This window comes from Devosia sp. LjRoot16, assembly GCF_964252795.1.
GTDB lineage: Bacteria > Pseudomonadota > Alphaproteobacteria > Rhizobiales > Devosiaceae > Devosia_A.
The window spans coordinates 658930-683034 of the sequence record NZ_CAXUPH020000001.1; the positions used below are offsets into that span (position 1 = coordinate 658930).

14 protein-coding genes are annotated in these 24105 nt (G+C 65.3%); 6 read left to right on the forward strand and 8 right to left on the reverse strand.

What is annotated here, in order from left to right:
* Positions 1–36 precede the first annotated feature (36 nt).
* From ACSQ23_RS03165 to ACSQ23_RS03175, 3 genes are all read right to left on the reverse strand, one after another.
* Positions 37–6054 carry a DUF5801 repeats-in-toxin domain-containing protein gene (locus ACSQ23_RS03165; protein WP_436089682.1) on the reverse strand — a complete coding sequence of 2006 codons (6018 nt, stop codon included), beginning with the start codon at positions 6052–6054 and terminating at the stop codon, positions 37–39.
* A gap of 618 nt (positions 6055–6672) precedes the next feature.
* The gene (locus tag ACSQ23_RS03170; RefSeq protein ID WP_436089683.1) at positions 6673–8769 is read right to left on the reverse strand and encodes an ABC transporter substrate-binding protein; all 2097 of its coding nucleotides are present in this window, start codon (positions 8767–8769) and stop codon (positions 6673–6675) included.
* 92 nt (positions 8770–8861) lie between these two features.
* Positions 8862–9794 carry a phytanoyl-CoA dioxygenase family protein gene (locus ACSQ23_RS03175; protein ID WP_436089684.1) on the reverse strand — a complete coding sequence of 311 codons (933 nt, stop codon included), beginning with the start codon at positions 9792–9794 and terminating at the stop codon, positions 8862–8864.
* Between the two features lie 95 nt (positions 9795–9889).
* Between ACSQ23_RS03175 and ACSQ23_RS03180 the strand changes: the two genes are divergently transcribed.
* The 6 genes from ACSQ23_RS03180 to ACSQ23_RS03205 all read left to right on the forward strand — a co-directional run bounded on the left by ACSQ23_RS03180 (position 9890) and on the right by ACSQ23_RS03205 (position 19052).
* Positions 9890–10720, forward strand: a complete 831-nt coding sequence (locus ACSQ23_RS03180; RefSeq protein ID WP_436089685.1) for a helix-turn-helix domain-containing protein — start codon at positions 9890–9892, stop codon at positions 10718–10720.
* 202 nt (positions 10721–10922) lie between these two features.
* Positions 10923–11393, forward strand: coding sequence for a hypothetical protein (locus ACSQ23_RS03185; RefSeq protein ID WP_436089686.1), 471 nt, complete (start codon positions 10923–10925; stop codon positions 11391–11393).
* Positions 11394–11572: 179 nt separating this feature from the next.
* The gene (locus tag ACSQ23_RS03190; RefSeq protein WP_436089687.1) at positions 11573–13768 is read left to right on the forward strand and encodes a GMC family oxidoreductase N-terminal domain-containing protein; all 2196 of its coding nucleotides are present in this window, start codon (positions 11573–11575) and stop codon (positions 13766–13768) included.
* A gap of 92 nt (positions 13769–13860) precedes the next feature.
* On the forward strand, positions 13861–16776 hold the full coding sequence (locus tag ACSQ23_RS03195; RefSeq protein ID WP_436089688.1) for a hypothetical protein: 2916 nt from the start codon (positions 13861–13863) through the stop codon (positions 16774–16776).
* Positions 16773–18434: an alkaline phosphatase family protein gene (locus tag ACSQ23_RS03200; protein ID WP_436089689.1), complete on the forward strand. Its 1662-nt coding sequence runs from the start codon at positions 16773–16775 to the stop codon at positions 18432–18434. The genes ACSQ23_RS03195 and ACSQ23_RS03200 overlap by 4 nt, the downstream gene beginning before the upstream one ends.
* A gap of 6 nt (positions 18435–18440) precedes the next feature.
* Entirely contained in the window at positions 18441–19052 is a 612-nt protein-coding gene (locus ACSQ23_RS03205; protein ID WP_436089690.1) for a hypothetical protein, read from the forward strand.
* Between the two features lie 12 nt (positions 19053–19064).
* On the opposite strand, the gene mepA is transcribed toward ACSQ23_RS03205, so the two are convergent.
* The 5 genes from mepA to ACSQ23_RS03230 form a co-directional block, all read right to left on the reverse strand.
* Entirely contained in the window at positions 19065–19916 is an 852-nt protein-coding gene (gene mepA / locus ACSQ23_RS03210) for a penicillin-insensitive murein endopeptidase (protein ID WP_082527952.1), read from the reverse strand.
* Positions 19917–20031: 115 nt separating this feature from the next.
* Positions 20032–21069, reverse strand: coding sequence for a Gfo/Idh/MocA family protein (locus ACSQ23_RS03215; RefSeq protein ID WP_436089691.1), 1038 nt, complete (start codon positions 21067–21069; stop codon positions 20032–20034).
* 10 nt (positions 21070–21079) lie between these two features.
* Positions 21080–22282, reverse strand: coding sequence for a hypothetical protein (locus ACSQ23_RS03220; protein ID WP_436089692.1), 1203 nt, complete (start codon positions 22280–22282; stop codon positions 21080–21082).
* Positions 22279–23151 carry a carbohydrate ABC transporter permease gene (locus tag ACSQ23_RS03225; RefSeq protein WP_436089693.1) on the reverse strand — a complete coding sequence of 291 codons (873 nt, stop codon included), beginning with the start codon at positions 23149–23151 and terminating at the stop codon, positions 22279–22281. The genes ACSQ23_RS03220 and ACSQ23_RS03225 overlap by 4 nt, the downstream gene beginning before the upstream one ends.
* The gene (locus tag ACSQ23_RS03230) at positions 23148–24038 is read right to left on the reverse strand and encodes a carbohydrate ABC transporter permease (RefSeq protein WP_055876378.1); all 891 of its coding nucleotides are present in this window, start codon (positions 24036–24038) and stop codon (positions 23148–23150) included. Before ACSQ23_RS03230 ends, ACSQ23_RS03225 begins: the two co-directional genes overlap by 4 nt.
* Between the last annotated feature and the right edge of the window lie 67 nt (positions 24039–24105).

A 24105-nucleotide genomic window follows, 5' to 3' on the forward strand; every position in this document is an offset into this window, starting at 1 on the left:
CGGGGTTTGCCCCCGGCCGGCTAAGGCTTGTTGCCGCTAGATGGTGATCACCCCGTCGAGGTCGCCATCGATGCCGATGGTGAAGTCGGCGACTGCCGTGTCACCCGCGGTGTCGAAGTCCTCGATGGTCACCTCAAAGTCGAGCTGGCCGTCCGGTGTGGTCCCGGTTTCGCCGATGCTGAACTTGCCGACGTCGAACTTGCCGGCGACGCCTTCAACCAGAACGCGGTTATGAAGCGTGTCGGTATCCCATTCGACGGTGTAGCCCTTGTCGAGGCCGGTAACGACCACCGAGGTGCCACCCAAGCCCGTCACATCGATGAAGCCGATCGCCGGGTCGGAGTCGGAGTCGAACTCATAGATCGTCCCGTCGGGCTTGATGACGCGCACCTCGATGATGTTGGGCGAAGTTCCGTTCGGGGTCAGCACCATGTCGCGGCCCTGCTCGGCGGTGCCGAGGAAGGTCGTAAGCTTCATCGATGCACCCTTGTTGCCCTGCATCTGCGAGATGGTGATCGAGGCCGTGGTCACGTCCACGGTGCCACCGGTGTACTGCACGTTGTCGGCATCGTCCGCTTCGGTTGGGCTCAGCCCGCCGGGCACGCCCGACAGGAAGTTGGCCACCGGATCGTCGATGTAGACGAAGTACGCGCCTTCGCCGGGGTCGAACATCTGGTTGTTTACACCGATGGTCGCTCCCGTGCCGCCCTGCGAGGTGTGGATCACATCGCTCTTGTTGGTGTAGTTGCCGGCGGCATTAACGATGGCCTTCTTGCCGAAGACGAGGATCGCCGGATCAGAGGACGACTCGCCGACCACGCCGAACAGGTTCGCACCCGAAGGCAGCTCGTCGAAATTGAACTCGATGCTGGCTGGTTCCGGATCCTTGAGCGTTTCGAACAGGTAGCTCCAGGCCGCCGGATCGTCACCAGTGGTATCGAGGCTCAGGCGGAAGAACGCAGTGTCCTCGCCCGGGTCGATCGAGCCGTTGCCGTTCTCGTCCTCGTAGTAGGTGACCGTCTGGTCGCCTTCCTGCACTCCGACCACCGTAGCGAAACCGAAATCGAAGCTCTCGGTGAAGTCGGTGATCTTGGCGTCGGCGCCGTCGGCACCGGGAAGCGCTCCAAGCAGGTTGGAGACGGTGTCGCCGTTGGCGAAGTCCACCATACCGCCGGCGATCGGCCCGATCGCCGGGCCATCGTCCTCGAACTTGAACGTCGCACTGATATCGAGGGTAGCGCTGTCGTGGTCGCCATCCCCGTCATAGGCCGTCGCCACAAGGCTCACCAGGTTGGCCGAGGTGAAGGTGGCGGGCGAGCTGGACTCATCGGGATCGTCCGGATCGTCATGCTTGACGGCGCGGCTCTGCGTCAGGGTGACCACGCCGGTTTCCCCGTCGGCCGAGACGCGGAACACCTCGAGCCCGCCGATCTCGGTGACGCCGATCACGTCGAGGCCCTCGACGTCGAGCACCACCGCCTCGCCAGTGAGCGAGTCGATGAGACCGGTGTCGTCGCCGGCATTGCTGATCGTCACGGCATAGGTGATCGCATCGTCGTCGGGCGTGTCGTTGTCGTCGGTGTCCTTCGGCCCGTCATTGCCGAAAACGGTGTCGAACAGGCTCGAGAAATCGGCGAAGACGCTGCCGAATGCCGACTCGTCGACCACCAGGTCCGGAACCTCGACCAGGTTGCGGTCGATCGACGGGCCATCGTCCTCGAAGTTGAACGCAAGCCCGATATCGGCAACGGCGTCATCGTGGTCGAGATCACCGTCAACGGCGACGGCGGTCAGGGTCACGAGGTTGGCTGCGGCAAGCTGAGCCGGTGAGCTGCTCTCCTCGTCATCGTCCGGATCGTCGTGCACAACGGCGCGGCTCTGGTCGAGCGTCACCTCGCCGGTATCGGCATCGACCGTGATGCGGAACACCTCCTCGGTGCCGACCATGCCGACAACCGCGGCACCATCCATGCTGAGGACGACAGGATCGCCGGTCAGCGTGTCGGTGAGACCGCTGGCCCCAGCGTTGATGCCGAGCTCATAGGTGATGGCATCGGCATCGGCCACGTCATCGTCGTCGGCATCGAGCGGCCCGTCATTACCCAAGGCGGTGGTGAACACGACCGAGAAGTCGGCCGAGTCATTGGTGGTGAAGTCACTGTCGTCGACGGTGAGGGCCGGAACCTCGACCTGGTTGCGGTCGATCGACGGCCCATCATCCTCGAAGTTGAAGGCGAGGCCAATGTCGGCAATAGCATCATCATGATCGCCGTCACCGTCATAGGCGGTAGCGGTCAGGGTGACGAGGTTGGCAGCCGCCAGTTGAGCGGGCGAGCCGCTCTCCTCGTCGTCGTCCGGATCGTCGTGGACAACGGCGCGGCTCTGGTCGAGCGTCACCTCGCCGCTATTGGCATCGACCGTGATGCGGAACACCTCTTCGGCGCCGACCATGCCGACCACTGCAGCACCATCCATGCTGAGCACGACGGCGTCGCCGGTCAGCGTGTCGGTGAGGCCGCTGGCGCCGGCGTTGATGCCGAGCTCATAGGTGATCGCATCTTCGTCGGCGATGTCGTTGTCGTCGGTATCCTTGGGCCCGTCATTGCCGAAGGCGGTGGTGAACAGGCCCGAGAAGTCGGCCGAGTCGTTGGTGGCGAAGTCGCTGTCGTCGACCGTGAGGGCCGGAACTTCGACCAGGTTACGGTCGATCGACGGGCCATCGTCCTCGAAGTTGAAGGCGAGGCCGATGTCAGCGACGGCGTCGTCGTGATCGCCGTCACCGTCAACGGCGACGGCGGTCAGGGTCACGAGGTTGGCAGCGGCAAGCTGAGCGGGTGAGCCGCTCTCCTCGTCATCGTCCGGATCGTCGTGCACGACGGCGCGGCTCTGGTCGAGCGTCACCTCGCCGGTATCGGCATCCACGGTGATGCGGAACACCTCCTCGGTGCCGACCATGCCGACAACCGCGGCACCATCCATGCTGAGCACGACAGGGTCGCCGGTCAGTGTGTCGGTCAGACCGCTGGCGCCGGCATTGATACCGAGCTCGTAGGTGATGGCATCGGCATCGGCCACGTCGTCATCGTCGGCATCGAGAGGGCCATCATTGCCGAAGGCGGTGGTGAACACGACCGAGAAGTCGGCCGAGTCGTTGGTGGTGAAGTCACTGTCATCGACGGTGAGGGCCGGAACTTCGACCTGGTTGCGATCGATCGACGGACCGTCGTCCTCGAAGTTGAAGGCGAGGCCGATGTCAGCGACGGCGTCGTCGTGATCGCCGTCACCGTCAACGGCGACGGCGGTCAGGGTCACGAGGTTGGCTGCGGCAAGCTGAGCCGGTGAGCTGCTCTCCTCGTCATCGTCCGGATCGTCGTGCACAACGGCGCGGCTCTGATCGAGCGTCACCTCGCCGGTATCGGCATCGACCGTGATGCGGAACACCTCCTCGGCGCCGACCATGCCGACAACCGCAGCACCATCCATGCTGAGCACGACGGCGTCGCCGGTCAGCGTGTCGGTGAGACCGCTGGCCCCGGCATTGATCCCGAGCTCGTAGGTGATGGCATCGGCATCGGCCACGTCATCGTCGTCGGCATCGAGCGGCCCGTCATTACCGAAGGCGGTGGTGAACACGACCGAGAAGTCGGCCGAGTCATTGGTGGCGAAGTCACTGTCGTCGACCGTAAGGGCCGGAACCTCGACCTGGTTGCGATCGATCGACGGCCCATCATCCTCGAAGTTGAAGGCGAGGCCAATGTCGGCAATAGCATCATCATGATCGCCGTCACCGTCATAGGCGGTAGCGGTCAGGGTGACGAGGTTGGCAGCCGCCAGTTGAGCGGGCGAGCCGCTCTCCTCGTCGTCGTCCGGATCGTCGTGGACAACGGCGCGGCTCTGGTCGAGCGTCACCTCGCCGGTATCGGCATCGACGGTGATGCGGAACACCTCCTCGGTGCCGACCATGCCGACAACCACGGCACCATCCATGCTGAGCACGACGGCGTCGCCGGTCAGCGTGTCGGTGAGACCGCTGGCCCCGGCATTGATCCCGAGCTCATAGGTGATGGCATCGGCATCGGCGATGTCGTTGTCGTCGGTGTCCTTGGGCCCATCATTGCCGAAGGCGGTGGTGAACAGGACCGAGAAGTCGGCCGAGTCGTTGGTGGCGAAGTCGCTGTCGTCGACCGTGAGGGCCGGAACTTCGACCAGGTTACGGTCGATCGAGGGACCATCGTCCTCGAAGTTGAACGTGTCTCCGATGCCGACCGTGTGGTCGTCGGTGTCGCCATCGTCATCGGTGGCCGTGGCGGTCAGCGCGATGAGGTCGGCCGAGGCCAGTTGGGCAGGTGAGCCGCTCTCCTCGTCATCGTCCGGATCGTCGTGGACAACGGCGCGGCTCTGGTCGAGCGTCACCTCGCCGGTGTTGACGTCGACCGTGATGCGGAACACTTCGGGGCCAGCGGCCCCCGCCTTGCCGACGACCGCAGCACCATCCATGCTGAGCACGACGGCATCGCCGGTCAGCGTGTCGGTGAGGCCGCTGGCGCCGACGCCGATGCTGAGGCTGTAGGTGACGGCATCAACGTCGACGGTGCCGTCATTGTCGCTGTCCTTGCCGCCGTCGGTGCCGAAATCGACATCGAACAGGTTGGCGTAGCTGGCCGAGTCATTGGTGGTGAAGTCGCTGTCATCGACCGTCAGCGCCGGCGTGCCCTCGCCATCGCCGACCGATGGGCCATCGTCTTCGAACACTATGCGGTCACCGACCGGCTCGTGGACGAAAGTGCCTTCGGTGATGGTGAAGCCGCCGATATCAAACTTGCCGGCGGTGCCTTCGATCTTGACGCGGTTGTGCTCGCTGTCGGTGACGAACTCGATGAGGTAGCCATCATCGACGCCGGTCAGTGTCACCGTGGTGGTGCCGAGGCCCGACACATCAAAGCCGCTCACAGCCGGATCAGCATCGTTGTCGAACGTCGTGGTAACCCCGCCAATGGTGACGTTGACCGCGATGATATTGGGCGAGGTGGCACCGTCGGTCGGGCCGGTCAGCAGGTCACGGGCGGTGTCGGCCGCACCAAGATAGGTGGTCAGCTTCATGCTGCCGGTGCCGTTGCCCTGGATCTGAGCGATGGTGAACTGGGCCGCCGTCACGTCCAGCGTGCCGCCGGTATAGAGCGCGTTGTCGGCATCGTCAGCCTCGGTGCCGGTCAGCCCATTGGGCTCCCAGCCCGACAGAAAGTCGGCGTTCACGTCGTTGACATAGGCAAAGAACGCCGCGTCGCCGGGGTTGAACATCTGGTTGTTCATACCGATCGTGGCATTGGGTCCGGCCTGCGACATGAACATCATGTCGCTTGTATTGGTGGGTGTGCCATCGGCCTGAAGATGAATGTCGGCGCCGAAGATGACGATCGCCGGACCGTCGGGAGACGCGCCCAGCGTTGCAAACAGGTTGTTGCTCGATGGCAGGTCATCGAAATCGAAATCGATGGTGCCGCTGGCCCCCACGTCGAGCAGGCCGCTCAGATCGACCGGATCGTCATGGTTGCCGCTATCGGGATTGGTGATGGCCTCGAACTGCACCGTCGAGATGGTGCCGTCTGCCTCGAGGTAGCCAGCGAGCACGATGTCGCCATTTACGTCGACACCGAGGAACATGGAAGATCCCAGCCCGGTCGCCTCGTCGGCGAACAGATAGATCGCCTCGCCATCAACGGTAGTGAAGCCGGCGAGCACGCCGGTGGTCGGAACGGTCGTGCCGGCGTCATAGGCCAGCAACGCACTGCCGTCGCTCTTGACGAAACCGGTGAGGGTCGAGCCGTCGGTGAGTGAAATGAAGTCGTTCTGGGCCGCGCCGTTGGCCTGGGCAAATGCACTGCTCAAGTTGAGCTGGCCGGCGTCGAAGAGCCGCGTAGCGAAGGCGGCGGGCAGGTCGGTATAGACTATATCGTTGTCGTCGTTGTCCTCGTTGGTGCTGGATACTCCGGTGTTCTGTAGCCCTTGCGACTCGTCGAGCACGACGAATTCGTCGCCTGTTAGAACGATTGCCATGATGACTGCTCCCTAGAGTGTTTTGTAACTGCTCCCCGCTTACGTGTTGACGCTTTGTATTCGCCTGCGGAATAAAACAAATCATCGACCGCGCTGTCGACATCATCGACAACACAGCCTTATCTACCGTTGGCCTCTGATTGTTGCAGAATACATCCGGCGCAGATCGGATGGTACGGCCGGGAGTTCTACTTCTGCACCATGAGCTCGTTCCGCAATTCGAGCGAAGGTGCTGTCCCGGTATTCTTGGTTCGCGCCGGAATACAAGTTGTGTGCCGAGCTATACAAAAAATTAGCCATGATTGCAATGGCGACCAGCGCCGCCAGCTGCCGCCGAGGCCGTGCGCGACAGACGAAAGCCCGATCCGGGCGGGTCAGGCGCGTCGAACATACCAATTAGTGCTGAGAGCAAATGCAGTGGGGATGGCTTGCGCCACCCCCACCGGCCTTGGTGCAGCAGTGATCGGTTTTGACGATCTGGCGAACCGCCGCACCGGGAGGTTCAGTAATCCTGGCTAGGAGCGCTTTCAGGAAAAGTTGCAGACTTTTCCGGTTCGAAAGCGCGACAAAACCAATGACCTGGAGCGTTTCGGCGTTTCATTGAAACGGTGAAACGATCTAAGAGACCGGGCCGTTGCCGATGCCCGGGGCGCCGGGCAGCGATTGCGGGTGCAGCTCATAGCCCGGCTGCTTGTCGGCCGGCACGAACAGCCGCTCGCGCATCATGTTGTCGACGTCCCAGTTGAACATGAAGATCGGCACGCCGGCTGGCACGTTGGCGAAGCGCTTGTTGATGATCTCGGCGCCCGGATACTGGGTCAGCCCGATGGCGTAGATGTTCTCGGTATAGAGCTTCTGGTAGCGCTGCATCAGCGCGATACGCTCCGCCGCGTCGTCGGTGGCAGTGAAGGCGTTCACCACCTCGACCATCTCGGTTTCAAACGGCAAGAGGTCCATGCTGCCATCCGGCCCGGCCTGGTGCTGGGCGGCGATACGCGGGCCGGTGGGCGCCAGTGACGCGGTATTCTGCACCACGGCCACCAGTTCCGAGCCGTTGCGGATCACCACCCAGTCGAACTGGCCCGAGCTTTGCGCGGCGTTGAACTGCGTGCCGGTCATGAAGTTGGCGACCACCCGGATGCCCACCCGCTCGAGCTGGGCGATCACCGCCTCGGCGAGGTTCTTGTCGGTCTGATAGTCGGCATTGGCGAGGATGGTGATTTCGAGATTGCGCCCGCCTTCCTGGTCGCTCGGAAAGTTCAGGATGCCGTCGGCATCGGTATCGGCGAGGCCGGCCTTGGTGAAGTAGGCCTCTGCCGTCTCGGCCGAGTACGGATAGTAGACCGTCGAGGCCTTGTCGTAGAAGGTGGTGCCGGCATAGAGACCGCCCGGATAGATGGCGGTGAACGGCCCCTTCACCAGCGCCTCGCCGATCGACTGGCGGTCGAGCGCGCTGGTGACGCCCTTGCGGAAATCGAAGTTGCGATTGAGCTCACGCACCGCCTGGCGGCGGCTGTCGGGTTCGCCCCAGCCATTGGCGCTGAGATTGGGGTAAAGCGTGTAGCCGATGGTACGGGCGCCGAACTGCAGGCGCGACGGGGCATTGGGATCGGCGGCGCGCTTCAGCGCCTCGACGTAGTTCTCCGGCTGCTCCATCGCCGAGTTGTCGGCGGTGCCGGCCACGGCCTGCACGTCGCGATCGGCCCAGGTCGAGAGCCGGTAATGCACCTCGTCGAGATAGGGCAACTGGTTGCCCGCCTCGTCGACCTTCCAGTAGTAGGGGTTGCGCAGCATGACGATGATGTCGTCGGCCCGATACTCAGCCGGCACCCAGGCGCCCATGACGGGGATGTTGAGGTATTCCGGCTTGATGGCGTTCTTGTACTGGTCGTAGGTGTTGGACGAGTATTTTGGGTGCAGCGGCTTGAAGATATGCGCCGGGCCCGGACAGAAATTTCCGTAGGCCATCTGGTAGAGGTACTGCTTGGGGAAGGCGTCCTTGAAGGTCCACTCGATGGTGTAGTCGTCGATGGCGCGGAGCGTGGTGCCTTCACCAAAACTCTCGGGCGAAGCGCCGTTGAGCGGCGTCACGTTGGGGTCGACGACATTGTCCTCCCAGTAGAACATCACATCCTCGGAGGTGAACGGCACCCCGTCCGACCATCTGGCGCCCTCGATCAGGTGCATGGTCAGCGTGTGGCCGTCTTCGCTCCACTCCCAGCCCTTGGCGAGGTTAGGCAGCGGCTCGAGCTCCTCGGCCTTCACCTGGAACAGCGGCCCGGTGCGGGTCAAACACTCCATGGTGCCGATATCGGTGCCACCCCAGCCCTGCGACTGGCCGGCCATGTAGTTCCAGCCTTCCGGCCGGCCGCCGATCACGTGGCGCATCACATCGCCATAGACGCCGATGCCATCGGGCAGGTTCGAGGCCTTGTAGACCAGCGGCTCCCTGGGCAGGCGTTCCGCCACCGGCGGCAGCTTGCCGGTCGCAACGAACTTCTCGGTCACCCAGACCGGTTCGTGGTACTCGGGCAGCGCCCGGTACTCGAACATGTCGGTGACGCCGACGAAGCTGGGCGTGCCCTGGGCGTCGAATTTCGGCGGGTCGGGCGGCGTCGTCGGCTCCAGCAACTGCGCCTCAGTCAACGACGTCGAGGCAGAGAGCAGCAGGGCGGCATAGCCTATGAGGCCAAGAGTCCTGGTGGTTTTGGGCATGGCATCTCCTCGCGGGGCGCGGTGGTGTCGCGCCTCTTGCTTTGTGGGTTGGCGGTGGGGGGGGGGTGAGCGGACAGGCTGCTGAAGCGCCTTCAGAGCATGTCGTTGAGGCTCCAGTGGTTGTTCCAGCGGGCGTCGATCTCGTCGTCGACGTTCTGGTAGCGGATGTCGGTCGAGAGCCTGATCCGCCGCTCGGGATCCTGGTTGGTGGTCGAGGCGTGGATCATGAACGGGCTGTGCAGCATGACGTCGCCGGCCTCGTAGTCGGCGACCAGCCAGCGGGTATCGAAGCGCTCGGCCATGTCAGGCAGATCCTTGGAGACCCAGCCGCCTTCGGTCATGTTCTTGTTGTAGGCGCTGATCCGCTCCTCCGGCGTCAGGTCCAGCCCCTCGATCTGGAACTTGGCTTCCATGTCGCTGCCGATGCGGTGCGAGCCTTCGAGATAGGTCAGCCCGCCCATGGCAATCGAGGTGTCGCCGATCGGGATCCAGGCGGTGACGATGCGGCTGGTGCCGCCCCGCAGGTAGACCAGGTCGTAGTGCGCCGGCGTCACTGTCGTGGTGCCGGGCTGGGTGAAGCGCATGATCTTGCGCTTATGCAGGTAGGAGAGCCCGTCGAGGAAGGCGTCCATGAAACGGGCGAGGCGCGGCTGGGCGCAGAAGCCCTCATAGGCGGTCGAGCGCACCAGCGACATCAGGCGGCGATCGAGCCAGGCCTTGTCGGGTGAGCGCGAGGCGGAAATGCCGGCGGCGAAATCGGTGCCCGGCTCGGTCAGCCGGCCGGCCGCCAGCTGCTCGAACACCCAGCCACGGAAATCGATGACGTCCTGCCGGTCGAGGAACCCCTTGATGAACAGGTAGCCCTGCTCCTCGTACTGCCGCCGCATCTCAACGAGGCTGGTGGTCGCACTGGTCGGCGTCAGGTAGCCCATGCGGTTGGCCGCCGAGGACAGGGTCTGGCCATTGGCATGCAGCGTCGGCATGGACGAAGCGGCAGGCCGCTCCGCAGCCACGGAACTTGACATTTCGATCATCCGTTGGAACGACTGGTGATGCAGTATCGCTATGGTATGAACGACAGCGCCACCATAGACAAAAGCACCATCTGGACTTTTCGCTCATGGCTAACTTTTCCGTCGCCGCCTATCGCCCACATATTCCCGGCACCGCGCCGCTGCTCGGGGTGCTCGAATACGGGGCGCACCGGATCTCGACGCAGATCGAGAATCGGAAGCTCGAGCTGTTCGCCGTGGTGATGGTCGAACGTGGCCGCGGCCGGTTGCACACCGCGTCGAGCGGCAGCCAGGTTGTGACAGCGCCGGCCATCTTCTGGCTCTGGCCGGGAATGGCGCATTCCTATGGGCCGGATGACGGCACCGACTGGGACGAGCAATGGGCGCTGTTCGAAGGACGGATCGCCAACGACGTGCTGGCCAGCGCCTTGATCGAGCCGCGCCAACCGCTGCTGCAACTGCACGAGCTTGGTGAAATGCAGCGGCTGTTCGCGCTGTTGCGGGTGGAGATGGGCGACGACACGCACCTCGCCCGCGCCTCGGCCGGCGCCCGCATGCAGCGCATCGCGCTCACTGCGGCGCAGCAGAGCCTGATCGAGCGGCGCGAGCGCGCCGAACACCCCATCGCCCCGGCGATCGAAACGCTGCGTAAGCGGGCCTTCGAGACCGTCGACCTGACCCGCTTCGCCGCGGAGTTCGGCATGTCGCCGGCGACGCTGAGGCGGAAGTTCATCGCCGCCACGGGCGTACCGCCCAAAGCGTTCCAGCTGCGTTTGCGGCTCGACCGGGCCAAGGAGATGCTGGCGATCAGCAATGCCGGCATCGAGGCGATTGCCCACCAGACCGGCTTCGAAGACGCCTTCTACTTCTCGCGCATCTTCGCCCAGCGCGAAGGCGTGTCGCCCAGCGGTTTCCGCAGCACCAACCGGCGGGGGTAGCGGCAGGCGTGTCGCCCCAGGTCCGGCAGGGCAAGCGCTGATAGTAGTTGGGGTGCCTTCTCCCCTTGTGGGAGAAGGCTAGAGGTGGTCAGCGCCATCATATGCGATTGCCCCGGTCGGCTCCCGGCTGTGGGCGTTCTGTCAGCTTGCGGGAGTTAGGCTCGGTGATCCCTAGTTATCCGACGAGGGCAAGATGTCATCGATGCGGTTTCAGAGACTAGCATGGATTATCCTGGTTACTCCCGTAGTGGCAGCGGGGTTGCCGGCGTTGGCGCAATCGGCGGACGGCCCCGCCATCAAGCGCGAGTTCCTGTTCGAGGTGCCGGGGTACAAGACCCAGAACCAGGGCGGGCAGACGATGAACATGTATTTCCATTACCGCTACAACAGCGGCATCGCCGAAGCCGATATCCCGAATTACGAAGACCTGCGCAGCCATGCGCTGAAGTTCATGGATGCGGTCGATCCTGCCAAAAATCCCTATTGGGAAACGCTCAACCAGGAGCTGTGCACGCAACTGAGGGACGGCTTCCCGATCGAGGCCATCACCTGCCAGTTGCTGGTCTATCCCGACAACCGGCCGGGGCTGCCATATGAGCCGGGCTATCACGGCTCGATCCACACCATCGGTGATATCGAGCCGCTGGCCATCCTGTCGCCGCCGCCACCGTGATTACTCCCCGAACGGATGCTGCCCGCACTCCGAATAAGTCCTTCGCATTCTAGTAGAAACGTGAATTGACGGCACGACTGGCAGCGTAAATCCTGACTTCGCCGAGTAGTCATCTGAGGGGTTGGCTCGTGGCTGATAGTTCTGCCTTCCGCCCTGCCGGATTGGACCGGCGTCAATTCATGGCGTCGCTGGCCGCGGCCGTGGCGGCAATCGCCTCGTCTCCGGTCTGGGCGCAGTCGGCGCCCGCCGCGGCAGCAATCGAGAAAACCCACGATGCCCTGTTCGACCTGTGGTTCCCGCAGGCCGAACTGGGGCTGCCGCCCGATGCGGCCAAATCCATCGCCGAGATCGCCGCCGAAGTCAGCAAGGCGATGCTTTCAGGCTTCGAGGCCTCGCCGGTGGCGCAACTGCTCGCCGGGTTCACCGAACCGCAGGCGCTGCCGTTCTATGCCGAGCTGAAGGCGTCGAGCGATCCGGCGGTGCAGGCCTTCATCACCACCCCGGGCGGCTTCGGCGCGATGGATCCGGCGCAGAGAACACCGTTCTACTCGTATTTGTTCGAAGGCACGGCGGGGCCGGTCTCGACGCAGATCGCCTCGATCCTGCGCGAAGCCTACCTCTCCTCGATCTGGGACCTGCCGCTGGCGCAGCCGCTCAGCAACTTCCTCGCCCCGCCGGTTTTCGTCAGCCGGCCCGATTTCTATTCGATGCTCAACGCGCCGGCGATCGCACCCAGCCGGCTGACCTATGACGCGGCGAGCAAGACCATCAGCCATGCCGACGGGCCGATCGAGTATCTGGTGATCGGCAGCGGGCCGGGCGGCGCCACCGTCGCCAGCCAGCTGCAGGCGGCCGGCAAGCGGGTGGTGCTGATCGAGAAGGGGCCGTTCGTCGTCTGGGGTTCGATGACGACGCGCAGCTACCCGCGGCTGATGTACAAGGGCGACCAGTCCTTTACCGCCGACAATGCGGTGGTGATCCGTAGCGGCGAGACGCTGGGCGGCGGCTCGGCCGTCAATATCGACCTCGCCTTCTCGCCACTCGAATCCACGGTGCAGACCCGCATCAATGGCTGGATCGCCGACGGCTTAATGGACGGCACCTACTATTCGACCGAGCGGCTCGCCACCGCCTATGAGTGGGTGCGCCAGGCGATCGGGACCCGCACGCTGGCCGAGAGCGAGCTCAACAGCGACAACCAGGCGCTGTGGGACGGCGCCGCCGCCTATGGCGCCGACCCCTCGCTCTATCATCTCAACCGCTTCCCGGTCGGTGCCTCGCCGTCACCAGTGAACGACAAGCTCGATGCCGCCCGGCAGCTGCTCTACCCAGCCATTGCCGACACCGCCAACCCGCTCGGCATCATTCCGGACGCGACGGTTGACGAGATCGTCTTCGATGCGACCGGTACGCGCGCCACCGGCGTCACCCTGCACATGACGGCGCCATGGACCGACTACGGCAATACGGTGGTCGACCCGTCAAAGCTCGGCATTCCACCCGACGTGCCGGTGAGCATCGCGGCCGAGACCATCGTGGTCTCGGCCGGCACCATCGGCACGACACGGGTGCTGCTCAACACCGCCAAGGCCAACCCCAAGGTCGCCAATGACAAAATCGGCCGCGGACTGATCCTTCACCCATCGGTGCCGTTGCTCGGGCTGTTCGACAAGGTCATCGACCTGCTCGATGGGCTCGACAGCGCCACCTACGTCTCGTCGTTCGGCGCCTCGCCCGGCTTCATTTACGAGACCATGGCCGGGCTGCCGGCCTATGGCGCGCTGCTGGTGCCGGGCAGCGGCAAGCAGGTCTACGAGGAGATGGCGCGGTTCAACAATTATGTCGGCTTTGGCTGCATGCTGGTCGATACGCCATCCGAAGACAACCGCGTGGTGCTCGATGCGACCGGCGACACGGTGCTCGAATACACGCTCAGCGACAGCGACAAGGCACGGTTCCGCATCGGGGTCGCCATCGGCGTTCGGATGATGTTCCTCGCCGGCGCCAAGAAGGTGATCATCCCCTCGAACGAGAACGTGCTCGGGGGCGAAAATTTCGATCCGATGGTCGGCACCTATTTCACCGACATCAAGCAGGCCGACCTGATCGATGAAAACCTCAAGTTCATCCCCAACCGCAATGTGCTGACCTCGGCGCACCTGCAGGCGACCAACAAGATGGGGCCGGCCGGCACGGGCGTGGTGTCGCTCAACCACCGGTTGTGGGCTGCCGATGGCAGCGAGGTGCCGAATGTCTACGTGATGGACAGCAGCATCTTCCCGACCTCGGTCGGCGCCAATCCGATGCAGTCCCTCTACACCATCGCCAAAATCTTCTCCGAACGACTGATCGAGGGCATCCCCCAACCGAGCTGAGGATTCTCGTGACCATCGAGGCGGCCTGCTCCACGCAACGGAAGCGCATAGCGCCGAGGCGCTCGCTCGCAACGCTCGTCGGCGGCCTCGCGATGGCACTGCTGTCAGCGGCCGGCGCCGTGGCGGGTACCTGCCCGGCCGAGCAGCAGACGGCGCTGGCGCCGGTCGACCCAGAGCTCTGCCTCTCGCTCGACGCCGATATCCGCAACCCCGGCGGCTTCGCACTCGACGTCTACGAGAAGAAACTCGACGCCTTCCTCGGTCACTACTGCCACCGCGATCCATCGCGCGGCTGGGCCCGCGACAAGACGGTGCGCGATACCGGGCCGTTCACCGCGACGCTTGCCGATGGCAAGTGGATCGGCAGCGAGCACGGCACGCATGCGCCGGTGGTGATCTGGTATTCGCCCGAAATGCTGGCCTGGCTCGAGAAATATCGCTCGGACGATGCCGATCCGAGCATCGTACCACCGCCGGTGCCGGCTGGAGCGGTAATGATCAAGGAGATGTATCCGGCCCCGGCCGCCGACTGCGCCGGCGTCGACCCGATGAAGCTGTTCCCCACCAGCGGCGCGGCCGTCATGATCCGCGCGCCTGACGTCTCGTTCGATGGCTGGTTCTGGGGCTGGTACGGCTTCGGTGCCAAGAGCGGCTGGACGCCGGACTGGCCGGCGCCGCCTGGTAACTCGATCCCCGACATGGGCTTTGCCCAATACTGCATGAACTGCCACGCCTCGGCCAAGGACAACCTGACCTTCGCCACCACCGCGAATATCGAGGGGCATCCCGGCACGCCGACAGTGTTCCTCAGCCAGAACTTCTTCGTCGACGACCCGGCGACGCCAGCGACCCCAACCCAGCACCAGGCGGCGGCGCAGGCCGATTTCGGCGCGCCGCGCCTGCTGGTGCCGTTCAGCACGCCCGACCCCGGTGTTGTCAAAGACCTGATGGCCTATGCCGAGGGGCTGCCGCCGGCCGCCAACGTCCAGCCGATGCCATCGCAGACCTATGACAATACCTGGGTGGCGGCAGGTGGGCCGACGGCGGCCGACACCTTCCTCACCTCGAGCCAGTGCATCGGCTGCCACGATGCCGGCAGCACCGGGTTGCAGTTCGACATGACGCAGCCCAACCCGCACGGCAATGCGCTCGAGAACCTCTCGCCCTATGCGACCTGGCGCTCGTCGCCGATGGGGCTCGCCGGGCGCGACCCGTTCTTCTTCGCGCAGCTGGCGAGCGAGACGCAGACCTTCCACCCGGATGCGGCGGACACCGTGCAGACGGTCTGCCTCGGCTGCCACGGCATTGCGGGGGAACGGCAGTTCAATATCGATAGCAAGCTGGCGGGCGGGCAGTGCTCGACTTTCGAGCGCTCGGTGCTGGAGACGCTGCCGTGGGGGGGCGGCACCTCGCACCTCGCCCAATACGCCATGCTGGCCCGTGACGGGGTCTCGTGCACCGCCTGCCACCGCATGGCGCTGGGCGATCGGGTCACCGAGAACTTGCTCGCGGCGCCGCAGAACGCCTGCGTCGCCGAGCGGCAGGCGCTGCTCAACCCCGACAATACCGGGTTTGCCAAGACCTTCACCGGCAGCTTCCTCGTCGGCCCGCCGGATTCGCTGATCGGGCCATTCGACAAGCCGCAGACCACGCCGATGAAGCAGGCGCTCGGCATCACGCCCGAGGAGCACCCGACCATCGCCGCGTCGGAAGTCTGCGGCTCCTGCCACACGGTGCACCTGCCGGTGCTGCAGGACGGCAAGATCATTGCTCACATCTACGAGCAGACGACCTACCCCGAGTGGGCATTCAGCGCCTTCCGCACCGGCTCGACACCCGACGGAGTGCTGCCGCAAGGGGCGGGCACCACCCCGCTCTCCTGCCAGGACTGCCACATGGCGACCAGCGACGCCAATGGCGTGCCCTACACGTCGAAGATCGCCAGCATCCAGGAATATCCGAACTTCCCGCAGGCCGATAACGCCACCGCACCGGAGAAGATCGACCTCGAGGCACGCGACAATTTCGCGCTGCACACGCTGGTCGGGCTCAACGTGTTCCTGGTCAAGCTGGCCCAGCAGTTCCCCGATATCCTCGGCATCCCGATCGCCGATCCGATGCTGGGCAGCAAGGGCACTGATCCGCTGCTGTGGACCGAGGGCGCCATGCTGGATCAGGCGAGGCAGCACACCGCCGATATCGCGGTGGGCAGCGTCGCCGTCAGCGATACGGCGCTCACCGCCACGGTGAAGGTCACCAACAAGGTCGGCCACAAGTTCCCCTCGGGGGTCGGCTTCCGCCGCGCCTTCATCGAGTTCTCGGTGCTCGATGACGGCGGCAAGCTGTTGTGGCGCTCGGGCGGCACCAACGCCGCCGGTGCGCTGGTCGACGCCAACGCCACACCGCTCGACGGCGAGTATTGGTGGGATGCCAATTGCAGGGCCCGCATCGTACCGGAGCAGCGGTTGCACCAGCCGCATTTCGAAACCATCACCAGCCAGTCGCAGGCGCAGGTCTACCAGGAACTGGTCTCGACCCCCGGCGGCGCGGCGCCGGTCTGCGGCGCCGGCTCGTCCCCCTCCGGTGAGCTGACCACCAGCTTCCTCTCGATCTGCTCGACGGTGAAGGACAATCGATTGCTGCCCGACGGTTACCTGCCGCTCGAGCAGCGGGTCGAAATCGCCAATGCGCTGGGGGCCGGCGACGACCTGGCGCTCGAGGCCGGCTCGGTCGGCGTCGGCGACGACCCGGATTACGTCGCGGGCGGCTCGGACAGCATCGCCTATGCGGTGCCGCTCAGCGAGATCAGCGGCAAGCCGGCCAGCGTCAGCGCCACGCTCTACTACCAGGCGACGCCGCCCTTCTACCTGCAGGACCGGTTCTGCACCGCCTCAGGCAGCGATACCGACCGGCTCTACCACATGGTGACCCGGCTCAACCTCGCGGAGACACCGGCCGAGGGCTGGAAGCTCGCCATCGCCGCCACCAGCCAGGCAGCCGTGCCTTGAGCAAGACCGCCGGCCCTTCGCGGCGCAACTTCCTCAAGCTGAGCGCCGCGGCAATGGCCGGAGCGAGCGCCACGCCGGGCCAGGCCGCCGAGGCGGTGGCGAAGGGTGCCCCGGCCGCCGCGCTCGACCACCTGGTGGTGATCATGTTCGAGAACCGCTCGTTCGATAACCTCCTGGGCCACCTCTATCCGCCTGGGCAGATCCCCGAGGGACAGAGCTTCGACGGGGTGGCCAATGGCGATTTTGCCAACCCCTCGCCGAGCGGCGATATCGCTGCGCATATCTATGCCGGCTCGACCGACGCGATCATGGCGAGCCCGACGCCGGACCCGGGCGAGGAATACCCGCACGTCAACACGCAGCTGTTCGGCACGGTCGATCCGCCAGGCAATGCCGGGCTCGATTTCAGCGCCATGACGGCGCCGTTCAACGCGCCGCCCGCCGGCTCTACGCCGGGCATGAACGGCTTCGTCACCGACTACATCAACAACTTCGTCGCGACTGAAGGGCGGCAGCCGGAGCCGGACGAGTGTGCCGTGGTGATGGGCGGCTTCAGCCCCGACATGCTGCCGGTGTTCAGCACGCTGGCCCGCGGCTTTGCGGTGTATGACGCCTGGCATTGCGCCGTGCCGTCGCAGACCTTCTGCAACCGCGCCTTCTTCAACGCCTCGACCTCGTCGGGGTTCGTCACCAACAGCGGTGGCGCGGCCAGTTATCTCAAATGGATGGACCCCAAGCTGAATGCTGCGCCGACCATCTTCAACCGGCTCGAGGCAGCAGGCATTTCCTGGGCGGTGTATTTCGACGAGACGCAGATCGTCTCGCTGACCGGGCTGATCAACGGCCCGGCGCTAAAACCCTACTGGAAGACCAGGTTTCGCGGCATGCAGCAGTTCCATGCCGATGCCGGCGGCGGCACGCTGCCGGCCTATGCCTTCATCGAGCCGCGCATCATCTTTGACCACAACGACATGCATCCGCCGGTCGCCGCCTTCGATTTCGTCGGCGCCGACGGCGTCACCGTGCAGGTCGGCGGCAATTCCGATGTGCGGGCCGGCGAGAAGCTGCTGCACGAGGTCTATTCGGCGATCCGCCTCTCCGCCTCGCCTACCGGATCCAATGCCAGCAACACGCTGCTGCTGGTCACCTTCGACGAGCATGGCGGCACCTATGACCACGTGCCGCCACCGGCCGCGACGCCGCCGGCCGGTCTCACCGATACCGAGATGGGATTTGCCTTCGACCGGCTCGGGGTGCGGGTTCCGGCCATCGCCATCTCCGCCTACACCCGGGCCGGAACGATCATCAACGCGCCGATGCACCACGCCGCCGCCATCGCGACGCTCTGCAACCGCTATGGCCTTGCGCCGCTCACCGCTCGCGATGCCGGAGCGCGCGACCTCGGCAACGCCATCAACCTGACGGAACCGCGCCCGGCAGCCGATTGGCCCGAGACCACGCCGCAATATGTGCCGCCCAACCCCGAAGCCGGCGGCCCATTTTCCGAGGCGGCCGGCAAGGCTCCGCTCAGCCCGCCCGGCCGCGCGCTGATGGGGATGCTGGTGAAGAATTTCGGCCTCCCCACCGACGAAGTCCCCACCACCTATGACGAGGCCTATGCGCTGCTGCAGCGCCTCGGCCCCGGCCTGTTCGGTTAGCAGCAGATGACCTCCACGGCGGTCCTGCTGGTGCTCGTCGTCATCGCGCTCCTGGTCGCGATCATCATCTTCGACGTCTTTACCCTGGGCACCAAGGGGCGGCTCAATGCGCTCAGACAGTGGCAGACGCTGATCGGCACGATGCTCGGCTTCGTCACCGGCGCCGGGGTGCTGGCGATCTCGAGCGCCATCCAGGACGAGACACAGGTACGGCGCAACCAGGAGGCGCTGGTGCAGGTCGGTAACGCGCTGCGCGTCGAAGCGAGCGATCTCGACGGCGTGCTCGCCCGGGCCCAGTTGCTGCGCGATACGCTGATGCCGAGCGACCCTAACAAGCCCGCCGGCTGCAGTGGTACGGTGAATGAGCTGGTCGACGCCTTCCAGCGCGAGACGCCGATCTACACCGCCGCCGTTCCCCAATTTATCGCGGTGGGCGAGCCGAACCTGGCGCTGTTTGTGTCGTTCTATGCCGGCTTCGAGGAGCTGGCGCGGGCCGCCAAGCAATATGGCGACAATGGCTGCCCGGTGGTCGCCAAGGAAACGGTCGCGCTGTTCTACGGCCGCATCGACGCGGCTCGCGCCGACTTCGCCAGGATCGCCGCGATCTACAAGGGATAACGGCGAGACAGCTCAGTCTGCCTTGAGCACGGCGGTGCAGGCCTTGGGCAGATCGGCGAGGGTCAGTGGCGGGGCCGGTGGCTTGTCGCTCGGCTTGTACGGCTCGTCGGTGAACCAGTAGTCGAGTTCGGCGCCACAGCCGTCACCGGCCGGAGCCGGCGCCTGGTTGACGCAGAGCTCGACGCCCGCCGGGCAGTCGAGCCGCACGTGGAAATGGTCGTCATGGCCGTACCAGGGGCGGATCTTGTTCAGAAAGCTGCGGTCGCGCCAGGTGACGGCGCAGAGCGATTTCTTGATCCCCGGCGCCACAAAGATGCGGGCCACGCCCGGCAGCTCGGCGGCGCGATAGAGCAGCAGGCGCTGCGCTTCGCCGAAGCGCTGGGGGTCGATCTCGCGGGTGCCCTTCTTCAGCATCGAGCGGGCGGAGAGGCTCTCGCGCTCATCGGCGCTGAGCTGGTGATCCGGCATGCGCTCGAACCAGATGTCGACGTCTAGCCCGATCTGATGCGAGGCGTGCCCGCTGGCCATCGGCCCGCCGCGCGCCTGCCCCATATCGCCGACCAGTATCCCCGGCCAGCCATCCTGCGCCGCCGATTGGGCGAGCGCCCCGACATAGCTGACGAGCTCGGCACTGCCCCAGCGCCGATCGCGCGACAGGCGCATCGCCTGCCAGCCCGGCCCATCGGTCGGCAATTGCACCGCACCGGCGATGCAGCCCTTGGCGTAACTGCCCACCGGCACCTCGGGTCCGGTGGTCGGCGAATGCATGGCGCCGAACAGGTCTCGCGCCGGTTGCGCCAGCGCCGCCGAGAGCAGCGTCAGCAGGGCGACAGCCGCCAAAGCAAGCATGCGAAGCACAGCCATCATCACCCCCCACGAAGCACCCACGACTCACGGTTTTTGATCGTAACATCAGGGCCGTGTCATGGCGGAGCGGCACATTCGGCCCCGCCTCGGCGCGAGCCCAATTGCATTGCGCTCAGCGGTCGAGGTCAGCCAGCCGGACCGGGCGCTGTTCGGCGCTCGAAGCAAGGATCGCTTCGATCAGCCGATGCACCTTGAGAGCCTCCTCGCCGGTGACCAACGGCTCGCGGTCCTCGTCCAGGGCATCGAGAAAATCCTCGAGCACGGCGCGGTGCCGGGCGTGCGAATAGCCCATCGGGTCGGCGCCGCCACCATGGCCGGCGGCAGCGACAGAGTGATCCTCGATGCTGCCATCGCGCCAATAGAGCATCAGGCTTTCACCTGATATCACCGCCGTGGCCCGGTCGAAGACCAGTTCCAGCCGTTCGGGGAACCCCGGGAAGCTGGCAGTGGAGGCATCGATCGAACCGATCGCGCCATTGCCGAAGCGGATCGCGGCACTGACCACGTCCTCGCATTCCATCCGGTGGGTCTGCGAGGTGCCGGCCATGGCGCTGACCTCGGCGACCGGGCCGGTGAGGCTCAGGAACAGGTCGAGCGCGTGGATAGCCTGGGTCAGCAACACGCCGCCGCCGTCGCGCGCCAGCGTGCCGCGGCCCGGCTCGTCATAGTAGGATTGGGCTCGCCACCAGCGGATCGAAGCCGAGGCGGTCACCAGTTCGCCCAGCTCTCCCTCAGCGATGCGGCGCCCGAGTTGGCGCGCATTGGGGCGGGTGCGGTTCTGCAGCACGATGCCGAGCCGGACACCGGCGGTACGGGCGACCGCCACGACTTCGCGGCTCCGGGCCGGACTGTGCTCGATGGGCTTTTCCAGCAGGATGGCTTTGCCCGCGGCGGCCGCCAGCCGCACCATTTCGAGATGCGCCGATGGCGGGGTCAGCACCAGCACGACATCGACCCGCGGATCGCCGACCAGGGCGTCGAGGTCGTCGCTGACGGGAAAGCCATAGGCCGCATGGGCCGCCTCGCGGCGCTCGGCCGAGCGACTGAACACACCGATCACTTCGACCCGATCAGCCAGATCACGCAGGCTCAGCGCATGCGGCTTCATGCCCATGCCGGCGCCGATCACGGCGATGCCTCTGCGCTGCATGTGCCCTCCCCTAGCTCCGGCGACCGACCACATCGATCGCAGCCAGCAGGCTCAGCCCGGTGTGGTAGCCGGGGTCGAGATCGGGGGTGGCCGGCACGTAGTCGATCGGGCCATCGTCGGTGAGGCACTGGTAGGCAATGCCGGTGCCGGGGCGCCAATAGTCGCGGAAGAACACCTCGTCGGCCTTCTGCCAGACGCGGAGGCTCTCGGCGCTGTGCGAGCGCTCGTGGCAGAGCGCTGCGCTGCGGATGGTTTCGGGCAGCGACCACCAGGGGCAATAGGGGCTGATCGGTGCGCCGCTCGCCGCCGACACCACCAGCCGCACGCCGGGCCCCACAAAGCCGCGGTCGAACGACGAGACGAGGATGGTCTCCAGCACGCGCAGCAGTTCCGGGTCGACGTCGGCCTCAAGGTAGTCGAGCGCGAAGCCGACGAACTCGATGCCGTGCCCGACATTGCAGCGATCCTCGCCCGGCACGTTACGCAGCAGCCCACTGGCGGGATCGAAATAGTTGTCGATGACATGAGCGATGAAGCGATCGGCGAAGCCGGCGAGATTGCGGTGGCCGATGCCGGTCAGCAAGGCGCCGGCACTCAGCATGATCATGCGCGGGCCAAAGTCCGCCGCCTCGGCCTCGAGCATCTCGCGCCCCAGCGGCAGCTTCTCGTCGATCTGGAAGCGATCATCCTCGATGGCAGCGATCACCTTTGCCAGCGCCGCGAGCTGGCGCGGCAGATCGGCGGGCGCATAGCGCGCCGCGCCGGCAACCAGGCCCTTGGCGGCAAAGGTGTCGGAGAAGCTGTAAATGTCGGCCGGCTGGGTCTGGGGAACGAAGACTTCACCCTCGAAACGGATCGGGCGCATGTCGCGGTCGTAACAGAAATAGACGTGCCCATCGGCGGCGCGCAGCTTGTCGAGCGCAGTGTAGAGCCGGCGCCCTGCCGTATCGAGGGCCTGGGTGAGGTCTGGGTCGATGTTTTCGAAGGCCGCCGCGTGGGTGACGATGGCCTCGAGGGCGCGGCCCTGGATCCAGCCATAGACATGGTCAGGCCCGCGCCAGCCGTCGACCGCTGCGTAATCGATGAGGGTCAGCGGGTTCAGCTTGGTGTTGACGAAGACGCCGTGCAAAGGCGGCCGCGCCAGCATCCAGAGCAGCGTCTCGGCGTTGGAGGCGAGATAGCGTTGCCGCGCCGCGGCGAAAAACTCGGTCATTCCTTGAGCCCGGTGCTGGCGACGCCTTGAACGAAGTTGCGCCGCAAGAAGACGAACAAAGCCACCGACGGCACGAGGACGATGGCGGAGGCGGCGCTCAATCGGCCGAGGTCGACGGTGAAGCCGGTCTGGAACAGCGCGAGGCCGACCTCGATGGTGTAGCTGTCCTTGGTGGTGGCGACGATCAGCGGCCAGGCAAAGGCCGTCCAGGCCTGGAAGAAGGCAAGGACGAACAGCGCCCCGAGCGCGCCGCGCAGCAGCGGCACGACGATGCGGATGAAGATCCAGATCTCGCCGGCGCCATCGATCCGCGCGGCCTCGAGCAGCTCGTCGGGGATCGAGTGGATGACGTTCTGCCGGATCAGGAAGATGCCGAAGCTCATCACCAGGTAGCCGAGCAGCAGCCCCCAGACCGAGTTGAGCAGCCCCATGCTCTGTGCCTGGAAGTAGAGCGGGATCATGTAGACCTCGAACGGCACGATGGCGGTGGCGAGGATGATGGCGAACAGCACGCTCATCGCCCGCGACGGGAACTTGGCGAGGATGTAGCCGGCAATGGTCGAGGTGATGAGGATCGCGATGGCCGAGAGCAGCGCGAAGCTGAAGCTGTTGAAGATCCAGCGCAGCAGCGGCGTATCGGCCAGCACCGCCTCGATATTGGCGAGCGTCGGCTGGGCCGGGATGACGGTGGGCGGCCAGCTCAGCATTTCCTGCGGCGTCTTGAAGGCATTGGCGACCAGCAGCACCAGCGGCAGGATCATCAACAGCCCGAACAGCCCGAGGAACAGGTCGATACCGAGATTGGTGGCGCGCGCCTTGAACGTCCGGTCGCCGACTTCACGGGAATGTTTCTCGATGTCGGTGCTCATCGGGGGGCCCTCTTGTCACGCAGCAGGCTGAACTGCACGAAGGTCAACAGCAGCACGATGGCGAGCAGCACCACCGCCTCCGAGGCGGCATAGCCGACGCGGTAATTGCGGAAGCTGTTCTCGAGCATATCGAGCACCAGCACCCGGACCTGCCGACCCGGCGCGCCCTGCGCATCGGAGGCCAGCACATAGACCTGGGCGTAGACGTTGAAGGCTGAGACCAGCGTCACCACCGAGACATAGAGAGTGATCGGCTTCAGCATCGGCACCGACAGGTGCCAGAATGACTGCCGCCCGGAGGCGCCATCAAGCTTGGCCGCCTCGTAGACGGAGACCGGCAGGCTCTTGAAGCCAACGAGGTAGATCAGCACGGCGAAGCCGAGCGCCTGCCAGGAGCAGAGCACGATGACGCAGATGATCGACAGCACCGGGTCGAACAGCCACGACATCGGCTTGACCCCGAACAGCGACAGGAACGCGTTAAGCGGCCCGAGCCGCGCGTCAAAAATCCATTTCCACGCCATGGCGGCGGGCACCAGCGACACCACGTGCGGGATGAACACCGCCGTCTCGTAGAAGGCGGCAAAGCGCGAGCGGGTGCGGTGGAAAATCAGCGCGGCGATCACCAGCGACAGCGGAATGGTGATCAGCAGCACGCCGAAGGCGATGATCGAGGTGTTGAAGAGCGCCTCGTGGAACAGCCGGTCGCCCAGCAGCTCCTGGAAATTCCTGAGTCCGATGAACGGCTTCTTCTTCGACAGGATGTCCCACTTGTGCAGGCTCAGCCGAAGAATCTCGCTGATCGGGTAGACCCGGACAAAGGCGAAGATGGCGATGACAGGCAGGATGGCTAGCAGCGAGAAGAGCAGGCGTCGTCGCTTCAGCATGTCATCGTCTCCGTGCTGCCTCCGGGGCATGATCCCCGAAGGCAGCGGTTGAGCAAGGGCAGGTTTG

Coding starts and splice junctions, on each gene's coding strand:
- ACSQ23_RS03205 (WP_436089690.1), top strand. CDS start 18,441: ATGACCTCCACGGCGGTCCTGCTGGTGCTCGTCGTCATCGCGCTCCTG.
- ACSQ23_RS03215 (WP_436089691.1), bottom strand. CDS start 21,069: ATGCAGCGCAGAGGCATCGCCGTGATCGGCGCCGGCATGGGCATGAAG.
- mepA (WP_082527952.1), bottom strand. CDS start 19,916: ATGGCTGTGCTTCGCATGCTTGCTTTGGCGGCTGTCGCCCTGCTGACG.
- ACSQ23_RS03220 (WP_436089692.1), bottom strand. CDS start 22,282: ATGACCGAGTTTTTCGCCGCGGCGCGGCAACGCTATCTCGCCTCCAAC.
- ACSQ23_RS03230 (WP_055876378.1), bottom strand. CDS start 24,038: ATGCTGAAGCGACGACGCCTGCTCTTCTCGCTGCTAGCCATCCTGCCT.
- ACSQ23_RS03180 (WP_436089685.1), top strand. CDS start 9,890: ATGGCTAACTTTTCCGTCGCCGCCTATCGCCCACATATTCCCGGCACC.
- ACSQ23_RS03175 (WP_436089684.1), bottom strand. CDS start 9,794: ATGTCAAGTTCCGTGGCTGCGGAGCGGCCTGCCGCTTCGTCCATGCCG.
- ACSQ23_RS03195 (WP_436089688.1), top strand. CDS start 13,861: ATGGCACTGCTGTCAGCGGCCGGCGCCGTGGCGGGTACCTGCCCGGCC.
- ACSQ23_RS03225 (WP_436089693.1), bottom strand. CDS start 23,151: ATGAGCACCGACATCGAGAAACATTCCCGTGAAGTCGGCGACCGGACG.
- ACSQ23_RS03185 (WP_436089686.1), top strand. CDS start 10,923: ATGCGGTTTCAGAGACTAGCATGGATTATCCTGGTTACTCCCGTAGTG.
- ACSQ23_RS03190 (WP_436089687.1), top strand. CDS start 11,573: ATGGCGTCGCTGGCCGCGGCCGTGGCGGCAATCGCCTCGTCTCCGGTC.
- ACSQ23_RS03170 (WP_436089683.1), bottom strand. CDS start 8,769: ATGCCCAAAACCACCAGGACTCTTGGCCTCATAGGCTATGCCGCCCTG.
- ACSQ23_RS03165 (WP_436089682.1), bottom strand. CDS start 6,054: ATGGCAATCGTTCTAACAGGCGACGAATTCGTCGTGCTCGACGAGTCG.